The sequence below is a fragment of the Micromonospora sp. LOL_013 genome (assembly GCF_048060315.1).
In the GTDB taxonomy this organism is placed as follows: domain Bacteria; phylum Actinomycetota; class Actinomycetes; order Mycobacteriales; family Micromonosporaceae; genus Micromonospora_E.
On the sequence record NZ_JBHMIQ010000006.1, the window covers coordinates 123,532 to 141,756 of the forward strand.

An 18,225-nucleotide genomic window follows, 5' to 3' on the forward strand; every position below is an offset into this window, starting at 1 on the left:
CTCCTGAAAAGAGTCCGGCGGCGGGACGACGGGAATTAATTCGACCAAGGCTAACAGTTAGCGTCACACAAAGTTGTTGGGATAACGTCTGCGCACGGCGGGCAGCCGGCCCGCCACCGTGCCGGACCAGAGGGAGCGCAGGTGGCCCAGCGGGACGAACTGATCGACCAGATCATGGCGACCCATCGCCGGCTGCAGCTCCTGTTCGCCTCCGACCGTTCCGACCCGCTGTTCGACTCACACCTCACCGTGCCGCAGCTGAAGATACTGCTCCTGCTCTACCTGCACGGCAGCGCCTCGGGGCAGGAGCTTAGCCAGGTGCTCGGGGTACGGATGGCCACCGTCACCGGCATCGTCGACCGGCTCGCGGCCCACCGGCTGGTCGGCCGCCGGGAGGACCCCCGGGACCGGCGGGTCCGCCGGATCGAGCTGACCGACGACGGGCGGCAGCTGATGGACCGGATCGTCACCGCCGGCACCGACCGCCAGGCCCGGCTGTTGGCCCGGCTGGACACCGACGAGCTGCGTACCGTAGCCGTCGCGACCCGGCTGCTGGTCGACGCCGCGGAAGCCGACCTGGCCGAAACCGACACGGCCCAGGTCGAGCCGCGTCACACCCGACCGGCGACGTCCTCAGGCCAGGTCGAGAGCACGTGCCGCGAGTAGCGGATCATTGCCGATGGTGGTCGGCGCCGGAGCGGTGGAGATCGCCCACTCCGGGTCCTTCAGACCGTGCCCGGTGACCGTGCAGACCACGGTGGCACCGGCCGGTACCTTGCCGGCGGCGGCGGCCTGCAGCAGCCCGGCGACACTGGCCGCGCTGGCCAGCTCGACGAAGACCCCGACCTCCCGGGCCAGCAGCCGGTACGCCGCCAGGATGTCCCGGTCGGTGACCGCGTCGATCAGACCCCCCGAGGCGTCCCGGGCGTCGAGCGCCTTGGTCCAGCTCGCCGGGTTGCCGATCCGGATCGCGGTGGCGATCGTCGACGGCTGGCGGACCACCTCGCCGGAGACGATCGGGGCGGCACCCGACGCCTGGAAGCCGTACATCTTCGGGGCGCGGGTGGCGTTGCCGGCCTCGACGTCCTCCAGGTAGCCCATCCAGTAGGCGCTGATGTTGCCGGCGTTGCCGACCGGAAGGCAGTGGATGTCCGGGGCGTCGCCGAGCCCGGCGACGATCTCGAACGCGGCGGTCTTCTGCCCGTGCAGCCGGAAGATGTTCACCGAGTTGACCAGCGCCACCGGGTAGTCCTGAGCCAGCTTGGCCGCCATCGACAGGCAGTCGTCGAAGTTGCCGTCGACCTGTAGCAGGCGGGCACCGTGCACCAGTGCCTGGGCGAGCTTACCGAGCGCGATCTTGCCCTGCGGCACGAGCACCGCGCAGGTCAGGCCGGCGCGGGCGGCGTATGCGGCGGCCGACGCGCTGGTGTTGCCGGTCGAGGCGCAGATGATCGCCTTGTTGCCCTCCTCGACCGCCTTGGAGACCGCCATCGTCATGCCCCGGTCCTTGAACGACCCGGTCGGGTTGGCCCCCTCGACCTTGAGGTAGACGTCGGCGCCGACCCGGGCGGAGAGCACCGGCGCGGGCAGCAGCGGCGTGTTGCCCTCGTAGAGGGTGATCACCGGCGTGGCGTCGGTGACCGGCAACCGGTCCCGGTACGCCTCGATCAGACCCCGCCACATGACAACCTCCTCGGTTCGCGCCGGCACAGCGTACCGGCGGCTACTGGCCGCCCTCGACCCGCAGCACGCTGGCGATGGAACGGACGACGTCCAGGCCGCGCAGCTCCTCGACGGTGGCCGCGAGGGCGGCGTCCGGCGCCCGGTGGGTGACGATCACCAGGCTGGCGTCGGCGTCCCGGCCGGACTGGCGCACGGTGGCAATCGACACGTCGTGCCGGGCGAACACCCCGGCGACGGCGGCCAGCACCCCGGCCCGGTCGGCCACGTCGAGGCTGATGTGGTAGCGGGTGACCGCCTCCCCCATCGGCCGGATCGGCAGGTCGGCGTAGGCGGACTCGCTGGCCGTGTGCACCCCGGCGAGCCGGTTGCGGGCCACCGCGACGATGTCGCCGAGCACCGCGCTGGCGGTCGGCGCCCCACCGGCGCCCCGGCCGTAGAACATCAACTGCCCGGCCGCGACCGCCTCGACGAAGACCGCGTTGAACGCGTCGCCGACGCTGGCCAGCGGATGGCTGCGCGGGATCATCGCCGGGTGGACCCGGACGCTGACCGACTCGGCGCCGTCGGCACCCGGGCCCCGCTCGGCGATGCAGAGCAACTTGATGGTGCAGCCCATCGCCTTGGCGCTGGCCATGTCGGCGGCGCTGACCTCGGTGATCCCCTCGCGGTGCACGTCGTCGGCGCCGACCCGGGTGTGGAAGGCCAGCGAGGCCAGGATGGCTGCCTTGGCGGCGGCGTCGAACCCCTCCACGTCGGCGGTCGGGTCGGCCTCGGCGTACCCGAGGGCGGTCGCCTCCTCCAACGCCTCGGTGAACCCGGCCCCGGTGGCGTCCATCGCGGAGAGGATGAAGTTGGTGGTGCCGTTGACGATGCCGGTGACCCGGGTGATCGAGTCGCCGTGCAGCGAATCACGCAGCGGGCGCAGCAGCGGGATGGCGCCGGCCACCGACGCCTCGTAGAACAGGTCGGCACCGCCCTCGGCGGCGGCGTCGTGCAGGGTGCCGCCGTCCTCGGCGAGCAGCGCCTTGTTGGCGGTGACCGCGCTCTTGCCGCTGCGCAGCGCCTCCACCAGCCAGGTCCGGGCCGGTTCGATGCCGCCGACCACCTCGACCACCACGTCGACGTCGTCCCGTTTGACCAGGCCCAGCGCGTCGGTGGTGAACAGCGCCGGGTCGACCGGCAGGTCACCACGGGCCCGGTTGGGCCGGCGGACCGCGACCCCGGCGATCTCGATCGGCGCCCCGACCCGGGCAGCGAGGTCGGCGGCCTGCTCGTGCAGCAGCCGCACCACCTCGGAGCCCACCGTGCCGCAGCCCAGCAACGCCAGCCGTACCAACTTACCCATGCTCACCCCATACCTCGCGACCGCGCGCCGCGCGCTATCCACGTCGTCCCGCCACCTGCGGCGCTATCCCACGTCCAGTGCCAGCAGATCGGCCTCGGTCTCCCGACGGACGATCACCCGGGCCGCTCCGTCGCGGACCGCGATAACCGGCGGCCGGGGCACATGGTTGTAGTTGCTCGCCATGCTCCGGCAGTACGCCCCCGTGCCCGGCACCGCGAGAAGATCTCCCGGCTGCACGTCGGCGGGCAGGAATTCATCCTTCACCACGATGTCCCCGGACTCACAATGCTTTCCCACGACCCGGGCGAGGATCGGCGCCGCGGTCGACGCCCGGGAGGCGACCGTCGCCGAGTAGGAGGCGTCGTAGAGGGCGGTACGGATGTTGTCGCTCATCCCACCGTCGACGCTGACGTAGCTCCGGATGCCGTCGACGTCCTTGACGGTGCCGACCTGGTAGAGGGTGAACACCGCCGGGCCGATGATCGCCCGGCCCGGCTCGACCGACAGGTGCGGCACGGCGAGCCGCAACGCCTCACACTCACCGTCGACGATCTTGTTCATCCGCTTGGCCAGGTCGTGGGCCGGCGCCGGGTCGTCCTGGGTGGTGTAGGCGATGCCGAACCCGCCGCCGAGATCCAGCTCGGGCAGCTCGACGCCGCGCGCGTCGCGGATCTGCGCCTGCAGCGCCAGTACCCGCCGGGCGGACACCTCGAAGCCGCCGGCGTCGAAGATCTGCGAACCGATGTGCGAGTGCAGCCCACACAGCTCCAGCACCCCCTCGTCGAGAATCCGGGCGGCTGCCTCGAACGCCGCCCCGCCGGCCAGGGAGAAGCCGAACTTCTGGTCCTCGTGGGCGGTGGCGATGAACTCGTGGGTGTGCGCCTCGACCCCGACGGTGACCCGGACCAGCACCTTCGGCCGGACGCCCCGGTCCCGGGCCAGGGTGGTCAGCCGGTCGATCTCGTCGAACGAGTCGACGATGATCCGGCCCACCCCGGCGTCGAGGGCCCGGGTCAGCTCGGCGATGCTCTTGTTGTTGCCGTGCAGGCCGATCCGCTCCGGCGGCATCCCGGCCGACAGCGCGACGGCCAGCTCACCGCCGGTGCAGACGTCCAGGTGCAGGCCTTCCTCGGCGACGATACGCACCACCGCCCGGCACAGGAACGCCTTGCCGGCGTAGTAGACGTCCTGGCCGGCGAAGGCGGCCCGGAAGTCGCGGCAGCGGGCCCGCAGGTCGTCCTCGTCGAGCAGGTACGCCGGGGTGCCGTACTCGGCGGCCAGGTCCCGCACGTCCCGGCCGCCGACGGTGATCGACCCGGTGTCCGTCCGGGTCACCGTCCGCGGCCACAGCTGTGGCAGCAGAGTGTTGACGTCGTCGGGGGTACGCAGCCAGCCCGGCCCCCGGCTGCCGAGGTCACCGTGCAGGGCCCCGGCCTCGTGTGCGCGCACGGCTCTACCGTCCTTCGTCGTTCATGGATCTGAGTCTGGGTCTGTCGGCCGGGTCACATCCGCTCGGGCGCCGAGACGCCGAGCAGGTCCAGGCCGTTGGCGATCACCGTACGGGTGGCGTCGTTGAGCCACAGCCGGGCCCGGTGCCGGTCGGTGATCTCCTCGTCGCCGAGCGGCATGATCCGGCACTTGTCGTAGAACCGGTGGTACGCCCCGGCCAGCTCCTCGAGGTAGCGGGCGATCCGGTGCGGTTCGCGCAGGTCGGCGGCGGAGGCGACCACTCCCGGAAACTCGCCGAGCGCCTTGAGCAGCTCATTCTCCTTCTCATGGTCGAGCAGCTCGGGCCGGAAGTCGTCCGGTGCGCCCCGCTGCAGCCCCACCTCGGCGGCGTTGCGGGCCACGCTGGCCGTCCGGGCGGCCACGTACTGCACGTAGAAGACCGGGTTGTCGTTCTTGGCCCGGGTCCACCGCTCCACGTCGATGTCAATCGGCGAGTCGGACGAGTAGCGGGCCAGCGCGTACCGGGCGGCGTCGACGCCGATCGCCTCGACCAGGTCCTCCAGGGTGACCACGGTGCCGGCCCGCTTGGACATCCGCACCGGCGTCCCCTCACGCACCAGGTTCACCAGCTGCCCGATCAGGATCTCCAGAGTCTGATCCGGGTCGTCGCCGAAGCAGGCCGCCATCGCCCGCAGCCGGCCGATGTAGCCGTGGTGGTCGGCACCGAGCATGATCACGACCTGGTCGAAGCCGCGCTCCCGCTTGTCCAGGTAGTAGGCGCAGTCGGCGGCGAAGTAGGTCCACTCGCCGTTGGACTTGCGCAGCACCCGGTCCTTGTCGTCGCCGAAGTCGGTGCTGCGCAGCCAGGTCGCGCCGTCGCGCTGGTAGGTGCGCCCCTGCTCGCCCAGCCGGGTCAACGCCAGCTCCAGCTCACCCCGGGCGTGCAGGTCCTTCTCGTTGAAGTACGTGTCGAAGTGCACCCCGAACCCGGCCAGCGACGCCTTGATCTCGTCGAACATCAGCGCCACGCCCTCGACCCGGAACAGCTCCCGGGCGGCGTCGTCGTCGAGGTCGCGGACCTGCGGGTGCTTGGCTGCCACGGCACCGGCGATGTCGGCGATGTACGCCCCGCCGTACCCGTCCTCGGGCGCCGCCTCGCCCCGCGCGGCGGCCAGCAACGACTTGGCAAACCGGTCGATCTGGGAGCCGGCGTCGTTGAAGTAGTACTCGGTGCCGACGTCGGCCCCGGTGGCCCGCAGGATCCGGGCGAGCGCGTCGCCCACGGCGGCCCAGCGGGTGCCGCCGAGGTGCACCGGGCCGGTCGGGTTGGCCGAGACGAACTCCAGATTGAGCCGGCGGCCGGCCAGACGCGTGCTGTGGCCGTACTCCCGGCCGGCCAGGACCACGGTGCGGGCCAGCGCCCCGGCGGCGGCCGAGTCGAGTCGGATGTTCAGGAAGCCCGGCCCGGCGATCTCCACCGAGGCGATCCCGTCGGCCTCGCTGAGCGCGGCGGCCAGCGCGGCGGCCAGCTCACGTGGGGCGGTGCCGACTCGCTTCGCCAATTGCAACGCCAGGTTCGAGGCGTAGTCGCCGTGGTCGGGGTTGCGTGGGCGCTCGACGGTGACCACGTCGGGGAGTAAAGATAGATCGAGGTCACGGTCGACGAAGACCGACCGGGCCGTGGCGCGGACGAGCTCAGCGAGATTGGCGGGAGTCACCAAAGCATGTTACCGGGGGTAGACTCGTGGCCTTGGCGGCGACCCTCACCTGCTGTGTCCCCGCTGAATGCCCCTTGACCGACCGACCTGACGAGGCACCACACCATGAGCATAAGCACCCAGGGTGGCGACAACCGCAACCCCTCCGTGGTCAGCACCGGCAAGCCGGCGGCCGGCGGCAAGCCCCGGACCGACGATAAGGCCGCGGGCAAGCCGGCGAAGGGCAAACCGGCGAGCGGCCGGGGCGGTGGTGCCACGGCCGCCCGGACCGGCGGCGGCAAGACCAGCGGTAAGGCCGGCAAGGGCGGCCGCAAGCCGGTCAAACCGGTCAAGGTCACCCAGGAGCGCAACTGGGGTCCGATCGCGCTGATGGTCGGCGTCGGGGTGCTGGCCACCGCGATCATCGGGTACGGGGCCTACGCGGTCTCCCAGGAGGCCCGGTCGTGGCAGGACCGCGCCTCGGACATCACCGAACTGGTCAACTACCGGGAGTCCAACCCTCCGGCGCTGGACCCGATGGCCGGCAAGCAGTCACACGAGTGGGGCCCGCTGGAGTACGAAATCCAGCCGCCGGTCGGCAGCAGCCACAACCCGAACTGGCAGAACTGCATGGGCGACGTCTACGACGCGCCCATCGCCAACGAGCATGCCGTGCACAGCCTCGAGCACGGCGCGGTCTGGCTCACCTACCAGGAGGGTCTGCCCGCCGACCAGGTCGAGACGCTGGCCGGCAAGATTCGGGGCAACGAGTACACAATGATGAGCCCGTTCGAAGGCCTGGAGTCGGCGGTCTCGCTGCAGGCGTGGGGTTACCAGCTCGCTGTCGACGACGTCAACGACCCGCGGATCGACGAGTTTATTCGGGCGCTGCGCCAGAACGCCACCGTCGAGCCGGGCGCCACCTGCTCCCGTGGGATCACCGCCACCGGCACCACCCCGCGCGATATCGGCACCCAGGAACAGCAGATGGACGGCGGCGCTGGGTCATGACCACCAGGACGAAGACGGACGCGATGGCCGACGCCGCGCGGGAGCCCGTCGACGGGCCGGCGACGCAGGACCGGCCGGCCGACCCGGCCGGCGGGGATCCGACCGATCCGCCGCACGGTGGCGATGCGGCCGCAACCAGCCGTCCTGGCCGGTTCGGCACCGCGTGGCTGGCTGCGGCCGTCGTGGTCGGTCTCCTGCTCGGGTACGCCGCCGGCCTGCTCACCCCCGGTCTACTGCGTCCCGGCGACACCTCGCCGGAGGCCGGGTTCGCCCGGGACATGTCGACCCACCACGCGCAGGCCGTGGAGATGTCGATGATCGTGCTGGAGCGCAGCGAGAACCCGGCGGTGCGAACCCTCGCCAGCGACATCGCGCTGACCCAGCAGAGCCAGATCGGCATGATGCAGACCTGGCTACGCGAGTGGGGCCTAGAGCCGACCGGCACCCAGCCCCGGATGGACTGGATGGAGACCACCGGCGAGTGGGCGGTGGTCGACGGTCTGATGCCGGGGATGGCCACCGACGCGCAGCGCGCCGAACTGAGGGCGGCGACCGGCGCCGAGGTGGACCGGTTGTACCTGTCGCTGATGCTCACCCACCACCTGGGCGGCATCCACATGGCCGACGGGGTGCTCGAGCTCTCCGACGACGAGGACGTGCGCTGGCTGGCCGAGTCGATGGTGAGCGGCCAGCAGAAGGAGATCGAGCTGATCCGTACCCTGCAGTCCAAGGTCGGCGGCTGACACCACACCACCCGACGGCGGCCCTACGCCTGCCAACTTCACCCGCCCGTCCCGGCCTTCGCTGGGGCGGGCGGCGTCGTATCTGCTCGACTCCCGATACACTCGGTCAGGTATGTCTGTTTATACCATGACTTCGCGTGCTTTGCCGGACTCTACCGTCTCAGACGTTTTCTAGGCACATATCGCTACCGTCCTGATACAGCCTCGTTGGTCCTGACGTGGGGGCACTTCTTAGCGATACTCGGAGATCGATCACGAGCTGGTGCCGACGGCATACGCTCGGCGGTGACGGCGCGGTGGCGGCCCGCCGTCGCGGATCACCCACCGGTGACGCTGGCGGGCTGACACCGGAGCAGGAACTCGAGCTGATCGACCTGTTGCGGGGCCGATGGCCGGAGGACCACGCGCTGGACGACGAGCTGTGGAGCCGGCGTACCGTCGCGACGCTGATCGAGCGGCGGTTCGGGCTGACGCTGAGCCCGACCGACGTCGGCCACTACCTGGACGCCTGGGGGCTGGCACCCCGGCGGCCGGAGGAACGCGCCTGCGGGCTCTGCGTCGATGCGGTCAACGAGTGGGTCGAGCGGGTCTACCCGACGGTGCTGCACGCGGCCCGGGAGCACCGGACGGACCTGTGGTGGCTCGGGCGGACCCGGCTGCACGGCACCACCCCGGCCGCCGACGTGCTGTCGGCCGCCTCGGTACGCGGCCAGGTCCGGTTCATGATCCTGACCCCGTCGATAGATCCGCCGCTGCCGCGCGAGTTCCTGCTGCGGCTGTGCGGACCGGACCGGCGCGGGGCGCATCTCGTGGTGGACGGCTCCTGGGCCAGCTCCGAACTGCCCCGCCGGTTGCCCCGGAGCATCGTCACGCACCTGCTGCCCAGCTGCGCCCGCCCGGCCCGGTCGGCCTGAGCAACTCCGGCGTCCCGGCCGGCGACCGGACCACCGCGCCGGCCGGGACCGGACACGGCGGATACCGATTCGGCGACCCGGTGCTGGGTTTGCTAATCTTCCTGGGTCGCTGAGCCCCCGTAGCTCAGGGGATAGAGCACCGCCCTCCGGAGGCGGGAGCGCAGGTTCGAATCCTGCCGGGGGCACTTCACAGGACTGCGCCGCGCCGGTCAGTCGCTGTAGTGGTACCGGGCCTTGATGATCTTCACTTCCTTCTCGTCGGCCCGGTACACCAGGCGTTGTTCGTCATCGATCCGCCGCGACCAGTAGCCGGACAGGTCGCCTCTCAGGGGCTCCGGCTTGCCGACACCGGTAAACGGGTCACGCTGGATCTCGCCGATCAGACGGGTGATCCGGCGCGCCTTCTTCCGATCCGAGGCGAGCCAGAAGAGCAGGTCCTCCCATGCGTCGGGGTCGAAGTTGACCCCCCTCACTCCTCGCCCCCGGCCAACTCCCGAAGCTCGTCCATGGTCTTGGCAATCGAGGGGCCGCCCGCTCGGTCCCGGGCGACAGCTTCCATGAGCCGCCTCGCATTCCCGGGAGACCGAAGCAGGTACACGGTTTCTTGCCAGGCGTCGTAGTCCTCCGCCGACATGAGCACCACGTCCCCGCTGCGCGAGCTGATGCGTATCGGGTCGTGGTCGTCGTTGACCCGCTCGATAAGGGGGAACAGGCGCTGCCGTGCTTCGCTTGCGCTGATGGACATGGTTGCGCTCCTTCCAGCCGGTACAGGAATACGGTACCACTGTCGTACTGGAATCTTGTACGACTCCTGCTGCTGAGTGGCAGCGTACGCGGATGCCGAGCTTGGCCGCAGCAGGTGGGAACAACCCAGTACCAGCGCGTCACACGACTTCACCCGACTCGTCTGGGCCCTGTCGGACCCGCCCGCCACGTGCCCGACCTCGGCCGGAACCCGCTTGGGCGGCGTCGCCTGCGCTACGGCGGCGGATAGAACATGCCCTGTGCGGTCACCGACGGACTGGCCGCCGACTCGTTGCCGGCGGCGTCGACGGCGACCACCGTGTACGTGTGCCAGGTCGCCCCGCCCACCGCCAGCGTCAGCTGGGTCCCGTCGGTCGCGCCGACGACGGTCGCGCCCTCGTACACCCGGTAGCTGACGGCAGGCTCGCCCCCGGTGGAGGCGGACCACGCCAGGGTGAGCCGAGCGTCGGTGAGCCAGGCGCCGGGGGCGTTGCCGGTCACCTCGAGCGACGCCGGCGCCGCCGGCCGGGCGGCGGGACCGGGCGCGGTGGTGACCCGCACCTGGGCGGAGCGCGGGGTCTCGCCACAGGACCGGGAAAGGGTCGCGCTGACCCGGTAGACATGCCGGGACGCCGACGGCAGCCCGGAGACCACCGTCTCCGGGTAGCGGGAGATGGCGACCGCCGTGTCACCGTCCCAGACGGTGTACGAGGTGGCGACGGCGTCGAAGGTCCAGCCCAGCCGCACCGACGACGGGGAGAGCGCGGTCGCCGCCAGCCCGACCGGCCGGGGCGGACTGCTCAGGCAGGTCTCGGTCCCAGCCGACACCGCTGGGCTGTGCGCCGACTCGTTGCCGGCGGGATCGAGCGCGGCGACGGTGAAGCGGTGCCAGGTGGCGTGGAAGAGCCGCTGGACGGTGACGGTGGTGCCGACGCTGGAGGCGACCCGGGTGCCGCCCTCGTAGACCGCGTACCGGTCCGGCGGCGCTCCGGCCGGCGCGGTCCAGGCCAGGCTGATCGTGGTGTCGGTGCGCCCGGTGACTGTCAGGCCGGCAGGCGGGGCGTGCCGCGCGGGATCGCCGGCGGCGGTCGTGGCGCTGGTCGAGCCGACCAGTTCGGTGGATCCGGGGCTGCACTGGTTGAGCCGGAAGAGCTGGATCTGGTGATCGGTGGCGGGCGCCAGACCGCCGACCCGGGCGCTGGTCAGCGACGTCCAGCCCAAGCTGACGCCGTTCACCCGCAGGTCCAGCTCGCCGCCGAGCGGGTGCCGGGGCCAGGAGAGCGAGACCGCCGACGCGGTGGCGGCGGTGACGGTGATCGGCAGGGTCGGGGTCGGCAGGCACTCCGGGTTGACCCCGGAGAGCCAGGAGCGGCCGGTTACCGGGTCGGTCGGCGCCGACTCCCGCCCGTGCCGGTCGACGGCGGTGACGGTGTACGTGTGCGACGAGCCGAAGGGCACGTTCATCGTCGTCGAGGTGGTGCTGGTGCGGGCGACCACGTCTCCGCCCTCGTACACCCGGAAGGAGTGGACCCGTGGCCCGGTGGGCGGTTGCTGCCAGGTCAGGTTGATCGCGACGCCGTTGGTGCTGGCCCACAGCGCGGTCGGGGTCGTCGGGCCGGCCGGTCCGTCGTACCGCGCGACGGCGGGGGATGCGCCGAGCGCGATGGCGGCGATGAGCGCGGCGCTGGTCAGCGCGGCGGCGCCGCGCCAGTGGGACGGGGCGGGCATGACTTCCCTCCATTGACACCGATCGTCATCGACTTCGATCGATGACACCTAGGGAACCCGTGCGTCGGCACCATGTCAAGCGCGGGCCACACTGGCGGAGATCACTGCGGCTCGCACCCGTCACGGAACGACCGCCCTGCCCGAGTTTCCGACTGATTTCCACCATCTGACAACGAACCGAGCCCGGCCAAAGTATTTTTCAGCGTCGATCCCTCTCGGTAGAAGTGTCCACCCCGCGACCGTCGGCACCACGGCGGTCGCCACACTCCTACCCCTTCGGGAGGAAACCTTGTCCACGCGCCTGAGGCAACGCGTACGCAGATCCACACTCGCACTGATCGGCACGGCGACGCTGGCGCTGCTGCTCCCGGTCACCTCGGCCACGGCGGCGGCACTCGACCGCTCGACCGACCGCGGTGCCGCCGCCGCACCCGTCGACGTCTACATGAAGGACCATCCGGCGGACGTCGGCATCCAACCGCACGGGCTGAGCCCGATCTGGGCGAGCCCTGACATCAAGGTATGCCCCACCGCCGTCGAGTGCGCGACCAGCCAGAACCCGATCGTCGGGCAGACCAACTACATCTTCATCAAGCTGCGCAACCCCGGCCCGTACGGTTCCGGTGGCATGGAGCAGGGTGAGATCCACGTCTACCGGACCACGCCGGGCGGCGGCGCGACCTGGCCCACCCACTGGACCGAGATCGGCTGGATGACGGTGCCGGTCTACGCCGGAGTCACCACCGTTACCATCCCCTGGAACGGTGTCCCCGGCCCGGGGCACTTCTGCCTGCTCGCCCGCTGGGTCTCCCCCAACGACCCGATGACCTTCGAGGGTCCGAGCAACAGTGTGAACACCCGGCAGAACAACAACATCGCCTGGCGCAACGTCGACTCGGTGGCGCTGTCGACCAACGGGCAGACCGAGGTCCGGCCGTTCGCGATCGGCAACGTCCTGCGGCAGCCGACCCGCAACAGCGTGGTCTTCAGCGAGGACGGCGCGCCGCTGCGTACCGCCGGTGGACGGCTCGTGGTGGATCTCGGGCCGACGTTGTTCGCCCGCTGGGTCGAGGGCGGCATGGCCGGCAAGGGCATCCGGGAAGCGGGCCGCAACCGGGTGGAGATCGTCGACCCGGGCCAGGCCAGTCTGGACAACCTGATGCTACGCGGCAACGAACGGCTGACCATGCGGCTGATGTTCACCGCCACCAACCCGGTCGAGAAGCCGATCGCCGTGATGGTGACGCAGTTCGGCCCCGATGCGGACGGTTCCGACCGGGCCGACCTGGGCGGTGTGCGCTACGACGTAACCGTCAACAAGCAGGACCGTTAGCCACCTCGGAGGGCAGGGACGGAGGTGGCGTCCGGGACCCGTGACCTCCGTCCCGACGAGGTTCCGGATCTGCTGGCTCAGCGCAGGCTGACCCAGCAGGTCCGGACCTTGTACGTCGCGGTGCTGGCCCGCAGCTGCACCGGGCCGGTCGGCGGTACACCCATCGAGAAGAATCCGGCCTCGTCCACCGGCACGTCCTCGTACTGCCCGGCGGCGGACCGGGCGCTGAGCCGGCCCGGCGCGGCCGGGGAGAGCTGCCCGACCGCCCCGCTCGCGGTGACCTCGACGGCGAGGACCACCGGACCGGACCGAAAGGTCAGGGTCCGGTCGGTACCGCCGGACCGGGTCGACCCGACCGGCTCCAGGTCACAAGCCGAGTCGAAGGTCAGCTCGGCGACCGCCAGCTCGGCGTCGACGGTCCGCCAGCTGAACGCGGCCAGTGCCGCGGCCAGGAAGTGCTCCGGCACCGGTCCGGAGTCGCGCAGGGCGGCACCCAGCTCGATCAGCAGCTCGTCGTCACTGTTTGGTGGCCACTGCCGCATCACGTTCACCTCCGTTCCCCTGCTGCTCCCCGGGCGGGCCGATCCTGACGTACGGGGCGAGGGCTGGGCAGTTGCGCAGCTTCGCCAGGCATCGGGCCTGGGTCGGGCCGACACTTCCAGTGGGCATGCCGAGTTGCTCGCCGATCTCACGGTAGCTGGCCGGCGGGTCGGCGACGAGTAGCGTGAGCAGTTCCCGGCAGCGCGGCGGCAACTCGGCGAGCGCGTCACGCAGCGCCTGGCGCCGCTCGTCCCGGAGCAGATCCTCGTCGGGAGTCGTCCGGTCGACCAGCCGGAAGACGCCGACATGCGCGTCGGTCGACTCGTCGTACGGGTCGAACGGCTGCGTACGCCGACCGAGCCGCAGCATTCGGTGACACTCCCGTCGGGTGGTGGTCACCAGCCACGCGGGCAGAGCGTGTGCCTCGCGCAGCCGGCCGAGGTGCTCGACCAGCCGCAGCCAGACGGTCTGGTTGACGTCGGCGGCGTCGGCGTGGCCGAGCCCGTAGCTGCGGATCACCGCCGCCACCAGCGGGCCGTACCGGTGGACCAGCGCGGCCCAGGCGGTCTCGTCGCCGGCGGCGGCAGCGGAAACCAGGTCGGGGACGGTAGCCGGCGCCGGGTCGGGGATGGCGTCGGGGCTGCTCATTCAACCAGCACGCCGTAGTCGGGGTGCCAGGCCGGACCGGCGGTCAGCACCGACGCGGCGGCCGCCGCGTCCAGCCCGGTGCCGGTCATCAGGGCGGCGAGCCGACCGGAGACGTGGCCGGTGGCGAAGGAGGTGCCGGCCCAGGCGGCGAAACCGTCGAAGTGCAGCACCGGCTGGCCGGGCAGTACCATCTCCCCGTCGACGTACGTGCTGGTGCGGTCGCCGTACGTGCTGGCGTCCACCCAGGAGCCGTGGCTGCTGTAGTCGGCCGGCACCGGGACGCCGTCGGTCGCGTCGAGGGCGGCGACGGCCAGCACACCGGACAGCGCCGCCGGCCAGGACGGGCGGCTGGTGCCGGCGTTGCCGGCGGCGGCGACCACCGCCGTCGTCTTGGGCAGCGCGGCGACGGCGTTGGCCAGCGGCAACGGCTGCTGGTCGTGCTGCGTGAAGTAGCCGAGGGAGAGGTTGATGACCGACACCTGCGGACCGAGCCGGCCGATCGCGGCGATCAGGCTCTCCTCGTCGCCGATGCCGTTGGCGTCCAGTGCCGACTCCGGGTCGACCCGTACGCCGGGGGCGGCCTGCCGTACGACACCGGCGACGAAGGTGCCGTGCCCGCCCTGCAGGGCCAGTTGGGTGCCGCCGAGGTACAGCGGGTCCTCGTCGTCGGTCTCCGGCAGGTAGCTGCCGCCGAGCCAGTCCGGGTGCACGTCGCCGGCCAGCCGCCAGATGCCGGTGTCGCAGACGCCGACCGTCACGTCAGCCCCTTCACCGAGCCGGGCCGGGTCCGGCGGTGGCAGCGCGGCCGCGGCCCGTGGTGGCCCGTTGGGGTTGCCCATGATGTTGCCGAATCCGAGCAGGACGTGGTGCGGCTGCACCTGCGGGGCCCGCCCGCCGGGCCACTGGCGCGGGTCGCGGAGCTGGTCGACCACGGCCGGGACGTCGGTTTCCCGGCCGAAGCGCAGTCGGCCGACATGAGCGAAGCCCTCGTCCTCGGTGACCTGGTGGCCGTTGGCGCGCAGCCGGGCCGTCACCCGTTCCATGTCGGCCGGGGCTACCAGGAGTTGCCGGGGACGGTAGAGGAACTCCGCGCCGGCTGCCGCGGTGTGCCGCCGTACCGCCGGGTGGGCGGCCAGGGTCTCCAGGAACGCCCGTTGGTAGCTCTGGTCGAGGGACGGGTCGACGGGTCCGGGCACGCCGGTCCGGCCGGTCAGGCGTGACCAGTTGGTCGTCGGGCCGAGGGGCAGCAGCGCGGCGGCCAGCGCGGACCACCCCATCAGCCGCCGACGGGAGACCTGCCCGGGAAGACCCGGCATGGGGTGACGGTGGTCGGACGACACCTGACCCTCCAAGCGGGTGGGAGACGGGGCCGGCACCACGAGGGCGACCACAAAAGGTTACGGGACCGACACGACTATTTCAAAGGATAGTTAGGTGTCAATTAAATGACTGGCGGCCGGGTGCCGGCGTTGACCTAGGGCGCACAGGTGGGGAATTCTCTCTCTCGTGACCGAACGCACCGATTCCGGTGTCGACCTGGCACAGCGGGCCCTGGACACCGTCCAGCGCTACCCACACGAGGCCATCTCGATCGCCCACCGGGTGCTCGCCGATGCACCTGACGCCCGCACCCGGTCCACTGCGGAACGTGCAATCGGACTGGCGTTGCGCGAGCTCAACGACCTGACCGGCGCGGCACGCCATCTGCGCCGGGCGGTACGGGCTGGGGACGACGCCCGGCTGCGGGCGCTGGCCCGGATGAGCCTCGGCTACGTCCTGGCCAGTGCCGGTCGGACCACCGCCGCGCTGCGGGTCGTCACCCTGGCCCTACCGCAGCTGACCGGCGCCGACGCCGGCCGAGCCCGGATGCAGCGCGGCGTGGTACTGCACTACCGGGGCCGGTTCGACGAAGCGGTCCGCGACTACGACCATGCGGTGGAGATCGCCCGCCGCGAGGGCGACCTGCTGTTGGAGGCGCGCGCCCGCAACAACCGAGGGCTACTCAACGCCCACCTCAACGCCGGCGCCGGAGACCCCGATGCCGATGACGGAGACCCCGACGGTCCGTCCGATGGCCGCCGTACGGCTCGCGGTGGCCGGGGCCCCGACGACGACCTGAGCCGCGCTGCGGCCATCTTCAGTCAACTCGGGCTGGACCTGGCCGCCGCCGACGCCCGGTGGAACAGCGGCATCGCCGCCGGACAACGCGGCGACGTGGCCGGCGCGCTGCACTGCTTCGCCGAGGTCGACACCGAGTACCGCCGGCTCGCGGTGCCCCGCCCCGCGCTGCTGCTGGACCGCTTCGAGCTGCTGCTGTCCGTTCCCTTGATCGACGAGGCGGTCGCGGTGGCCGAGACCGCCGTGACCGAGCTGCGCCGGCTCGGGATGGCCTCCGACCTGGCCGAGGCGCTGCTCGCCCAGGCGCGTGCCGCGCTGCTCGCCGGCGACCTGGCCACCGCAGCCGACACCGCCGGTGCGGCGCGCAGCCGGTTCCGACGGCAAGGCCGGCGGGCCTGGGCCACCCTCGCCCGGCACGTCGAGCTGCGGGCCGGGTACGCCCGGGGTACCCGGTCCCCCGCACTGCTCGCCGCGATGATCCGTACCGCCGACCAGCTCGACGCCACCGGCTGGCCCGGACCTGCGCTGACCACCAGGATCGAGGCCGCCCGGCTGGCCACTGCGCTGGGCCGGCACAGCCGGGCGGTCGAACTGCTGGAGGTCGCCGCGGACGCCCGGCGGCGGGGTACCGCGCCCCGCCGGGCCCAGGGGTGGTACGCCCTGGCGTTACGCCACCGGCTGGCTGGCGACGAGTCCGGGGCGGCCCGTGCGCTGCGCCACGGTCTGGCGGTACTCGACGGGCACCGCGCCTCGCTCGGCGCGACCGAACTGCGGGCCAACAGCGGGACGTACGGCAAGGAACTGGCCGCCGAAGGCCTGGACATCGCCGTCCGGCGGGGCGCACCGGCGCAAGTGCTGACCTGGGCGGAGCGGTGGCGGGCCAATGCGCTACGGATGCGACGGGTCTCACCGCCACCGGACCCGGACCTGGCCACCGCGCTGACCGAGCTGCGGATGGTCAGTGCCGCACTTGAGGACGCGTTGTTGGCCGGTAACCCGGTCCAGACGCTACGCGGCAGTCAGGCCCGGCTGGAGCAGCGAATCCGGGAGCTGGCCCGAGGGGTCAACGGTGGCGGCGAACTGCACGCGCCGCCCGGGGTCACCGACCTCGCCGCGGCGCTCGGTGCCGCCGTACTGCTGGAACTGGTGACGCACGGCGGGCGGCTGCTCGCGGTGCTGGTCCGCGACGGCCGGCCGACGCTGCACGACCTCGGACCGCTGGCCGACGCGGTACGGGCGGCCCGGCTGCACCGGTTCGGGTTGCGCCGGCTGGTCACCACCGGCGACAGCGCCGACGCCCGGACCGGGGTACGGCACACCGCCGGCGCGTTGGACCGGCAACTCTTCGATCCGGTACGCGAGCTGATCGCCGACCGTCCGCTGGTGATCGTGCCGATCGGCGAGCTGCACGCCGTACCGTGGTCGGGTCTGCCGACCTGTGCGGGCCGGGCGGTGACGGTGGCGCCATCGGCGACGGCGTGGCTGCGGGCCGCCGGCCGGCGGGCCGGCGGGGTGGACCCGCAGCCGGCCGGCGGGCCGGCGGTACTGGTGGCCGGGCCGCGACTGCCGGCTGCCGAGACCGAGGTGCGGCAGCTCGGTGCGGTGCTGCCCGGCTCCCGCGTGCTCACCAGGGCCGCCGCCACCGCCGACGCGGTAACCGCGGCGCTCAACGGCACTGGGCTGGCGCACATCGCCGCGCACGGGCGGTTCCGGGCGGACAACCCGCTGTTCTCCACGCTGGAGCTGGCCGACGGACCGTTGACCGCGTACGAACTGGAGCGAATTACTAGTCCGCCCGGTTGCGTGGTGTTGTCGGCCTGTGATTCCGGGCTGGCCGGGGTCCGCCCCGGCGACGAGGTGATGGGCTTCACCGCGGTGCTGCTGGCGCTGGGCGCCCGCTGTCTGATCGCGACGGTGCTGCCGGTGCCGGGCGAGCTGACCACCGCGCTGATGCTTGAGTTGCACCGCGAGATGCTGGCCGGGCATGCGCCAGCGGTGGCGCTGGCCCGGGCACAGCGGGCGTTCGCCGCGGACCCGGACGGTGCGGTCGGGGCCCGGCACGCGACGGCCGCCGCGTTCGTCTGCTTCGGCGCCGGTTGAGCCGAGGTGCCGTCGGCCGCTCCGCCGTTGGCGTTGCCGAGGGGTCGCCCAGTTCGCCTGCCACCGTAGCGGACCTCCGGTTAGCTGACGAGCGACGCCGCTGGCCGACCCCGCCGGTCTCACCCAGCCTGCCACTGACCGGTGAACGCCGCCAGCGGACACAGATCGTGCA

At 72.0% G+C, this 18,225-nt stretch carries 16 protein-coding genes and 1 tRNA gene; 7 read left to right on the forward strand and 10 right to left on the reverse strand.

The window, feature by feature from the left end; genetic code table 11:
• Positions 1-141: 141 nt before the first annotated feature.
• Entirely contained in the window at positions 142-666 is a 525-nt protein-coding gene (locus ACFHWS_RS06275) for a MarR family winged helix-turn-helix transcriptional regulator (protein ID WP_416567799.1), read from the forward strand.
• Here ACFHWS_RS06275 and thrC read toward each other — a convergent pair.
• The 4 genes from thrC to argS all read right to left on the reverse strand — a co-directional run bounded on the left by thrC (position 634) and on the right by argS (position 6,195).
• Positions 634-1,683, reverse strand: coding sequence for a threonine synthase (gene thrC, locus ACFHWS_RS06280; RefSeq protein WP_278171212.1), 1,050 nt, complete (start codon positions 1,681-1,683; stop codon positions 634-636). The genes ACFHWS_RS06275 and thrC overlap by 33 nt on opposite strands.
• Before the next feature lie 40 nt (positions 1,684-1,723).
• Complete coding sequence (locus tag ACFHWS_RS06285) at positions 1,724-3,028, reverse strand: homoserine dehydrogenase (RefSeq protein WP_416567800.1); 1,305 nt, start codon at positions 3,026-3,028, stop codon at positions 1,724-1,726.
• Between the two features lie 63 nt (positions 3,029-3,091).
• Positions 3,092-4,477 (reverse strand): diaminopimelate decarboxylase, encoded by a 1,386-nt coding sequence (lysA, locus tag ACFHWS_RS06290; RefSeq protein WP_416556969.1) that lies wholly within the window; start codon positions 4,475-4,477, stop codon positions 3,092-3,094.
• Between the two features lie 53 nt (positions 4,478-4,530).
• Positions 4,531-6,195, reverse strand: a complete 1,665-nt coding sequence (gene argS, locus ACFHWS_RS06295; protein WP_416556968.1) for an arginine--tRNA ligase — start codon at positions 6,193-6,195, stop codon at positions 4,531-4,533.
• Between the two features lie 105 nt (positions 6,196-6,300).
• Between argS and ACFHWS_RS06300 the strand changes: the two genes are divergently transcribed.
• The 4 genes from ACFHWS_RS06300 to ACFHWS_RS06315 all read left to right on the forward strand — a co-directional run bounded on the left by ACFHWS_RS06300 (position 6,301) and on the right by ACFHWS_RS06315 (position 9,027).
• Positions 6,301-7,185 (forward strand): DUF3105 domain-containing protein, encoded by an 885-nt coding sequence (locus tag ACFHWS_RS06300; protein ID WP_416556967.1) that lies wholly within the window; start codon positions 6,301-6,303, stop codon positions 7,183-7,185.
• A complete protein-coding gene (locus tag ACFHWS_RS06305; RefSeq protein ID WP_416556966.1) occupies positions 7,182-7,928 on the forward strand; it encodes a DUF305 domain-containing protein in 747 nt (248 codons plus the stop codon). Before ACFHWS_RS06300 ends, ACFHWS_RS06305 begins: the two co-directional genes overlap by 4 nt.
• Before the next feature lie 218 nt (positions 7,929-8,146).
• Positions 8,147-8,842: a winged helix-turn-helix domain-containing protein gene (locus ACFHWS_RS06310; protein ID WP_416556965.1), complete on the forward strand. Its 696-nt coding sequence runs from the start codon at positions 8,147-8,149 to the stop codon at positions 8,840-8,842.
• Positions 8,843-8,955: 113 nt separating this feature from the next.
• Positions 8,956-9,027: transfer RNA gene (locus ACFHWS_RS06315), tRNA-Arg, on the forward strand.
• Positions 9,028-9,051: 24 nt separating this feature from the next.
• Here ACFHWS_RS06315 and ACFHWS_RS06320 read toward each other — a convergent pair.
• The 3 genes from ACFHWS_RS06320 to ACFHWS_RS06330 form a co-directional block, all read right to left on the reverse strand.
• Positions 9,052-9,315: a Txe/YoeB family addiction module toxin gene (locus ACFHWS_RS06320; protein WP_416556964.1), complete on the reverse strand. Its 264-nt coding sequence runs from the start codon at positions 9,313-9,315 to the stop codon at positions 9,052-9,054.
• Complete coding sequence (locus tag ACFHWS_RS06325; RefSeq protein ID WP_416556963.1) at positions 9,312-9,587, reverse strand: type II toxin-antitoxin system Phd/YefM family antitoxin; 276 nt, start codon at positions 9,585-9,587, stop codon at positions 9,312-9,314. The genes ACFHWS_RS06320 and ACFHWS_RS06325 overlap by 4 nt, the downstream gene beginning before the upstream one ends.
• Before the next feature lie 233 nt (positions 9,588-9,820).
• Complete coding sequence (locus ACFHWS_RS06330) at positions 9,821-11,314, reverse strand: fibronectin type III domain-containing protein (RefSeq protein ID WP_416567801.1); 1,494 nt, start codon at positions 11,312-11,314, stop codon at positions 9,821-9,823.
• A gap of 289 nt (positions 11,315-11,603) precedes the next feature.
• On the opposite strand from ACFHWS_RS06330, the gene ACFHWS_RS06335 reads away from it, so the two are divergent.
• Positions 11,604-12,647: a hypothetical protein gene (locus ACFHWS_RS06335; protein WP_416556961.1), complete on the forward strand. Its 1,044-nt coding sequence runs from the start codon at positions 11,604-11,606 to the stop codon at positions 12,645-12,647.
• 77 nt (positions 12,648-12,724) lie between these two features.
• Here the strand turns inward: ACFHWS_RS06335 and ACFHWS_RS06340 are convergent, their stop codons facing one another.
• Genes ACFHWS_RS06340 through ACFHWS_RS06350 form a run of 3 tightly spaced genes read right to left on the reverse strand, consistent with a single transcriptional unit; the run spans position 12,725 to position 15,151 of the window.
• Positions 12,725-13,189, reverse strand: coding sequence for a hypothetical protein (locus ACFHWS_RS06340; RefSeq protein WP_416556960.1), 465 nt, complete (start codon positions 13,187-13,189; stop codon positions 12,725-12,727).
• On the reverse strand, positions 13,164-13,835 hold the full coding sequence (locus ACFHWS_RS06345; protein WP_416556959.1) for an RNA polymerase sigma factor: 672 nt from the start codon (positions 13,833-13,835) through the stop codon (positions 13,164-13,166). Before ACFHWS_RS06345 ends, ACFHWS_RS06340 begins: the two co-directional genes overlap by 26 nt.
• Positions 13,832-15,151, reverse strand: a complete 1,320-nt coding sequence (locus tag ACFHWS_RS06350; RefSeq protein ID WP_416567802.1) for a S8 family peptidase — start codon at positions 15,149-15,151, stop codon at positions 13,832-13,834. Before ACFHWS_RS06350 ends, ACFHWS_RS06345 begins: the two co-directional genes overlap by 4 nt.
• A 190-nt stretch (positions 15,152-15,341) precedes the next feature.
• Here ACFHWS_RS06350 and ACFHWS_RS06355 point away from each other — a divergent pair, with 190 nt between their 5' ends.
• A complete protein-coding gene (locus ACFHWS_RS06355; protein WP_416556957.1) occupies positions 15,342-18,053 on the forward strand; it encodes a CHAT domain-containing protein in 2,712 nt (903 codons plus the stop codon).
• Positions 18,054-18,225 lie beyond the last annotated feature (172 nt).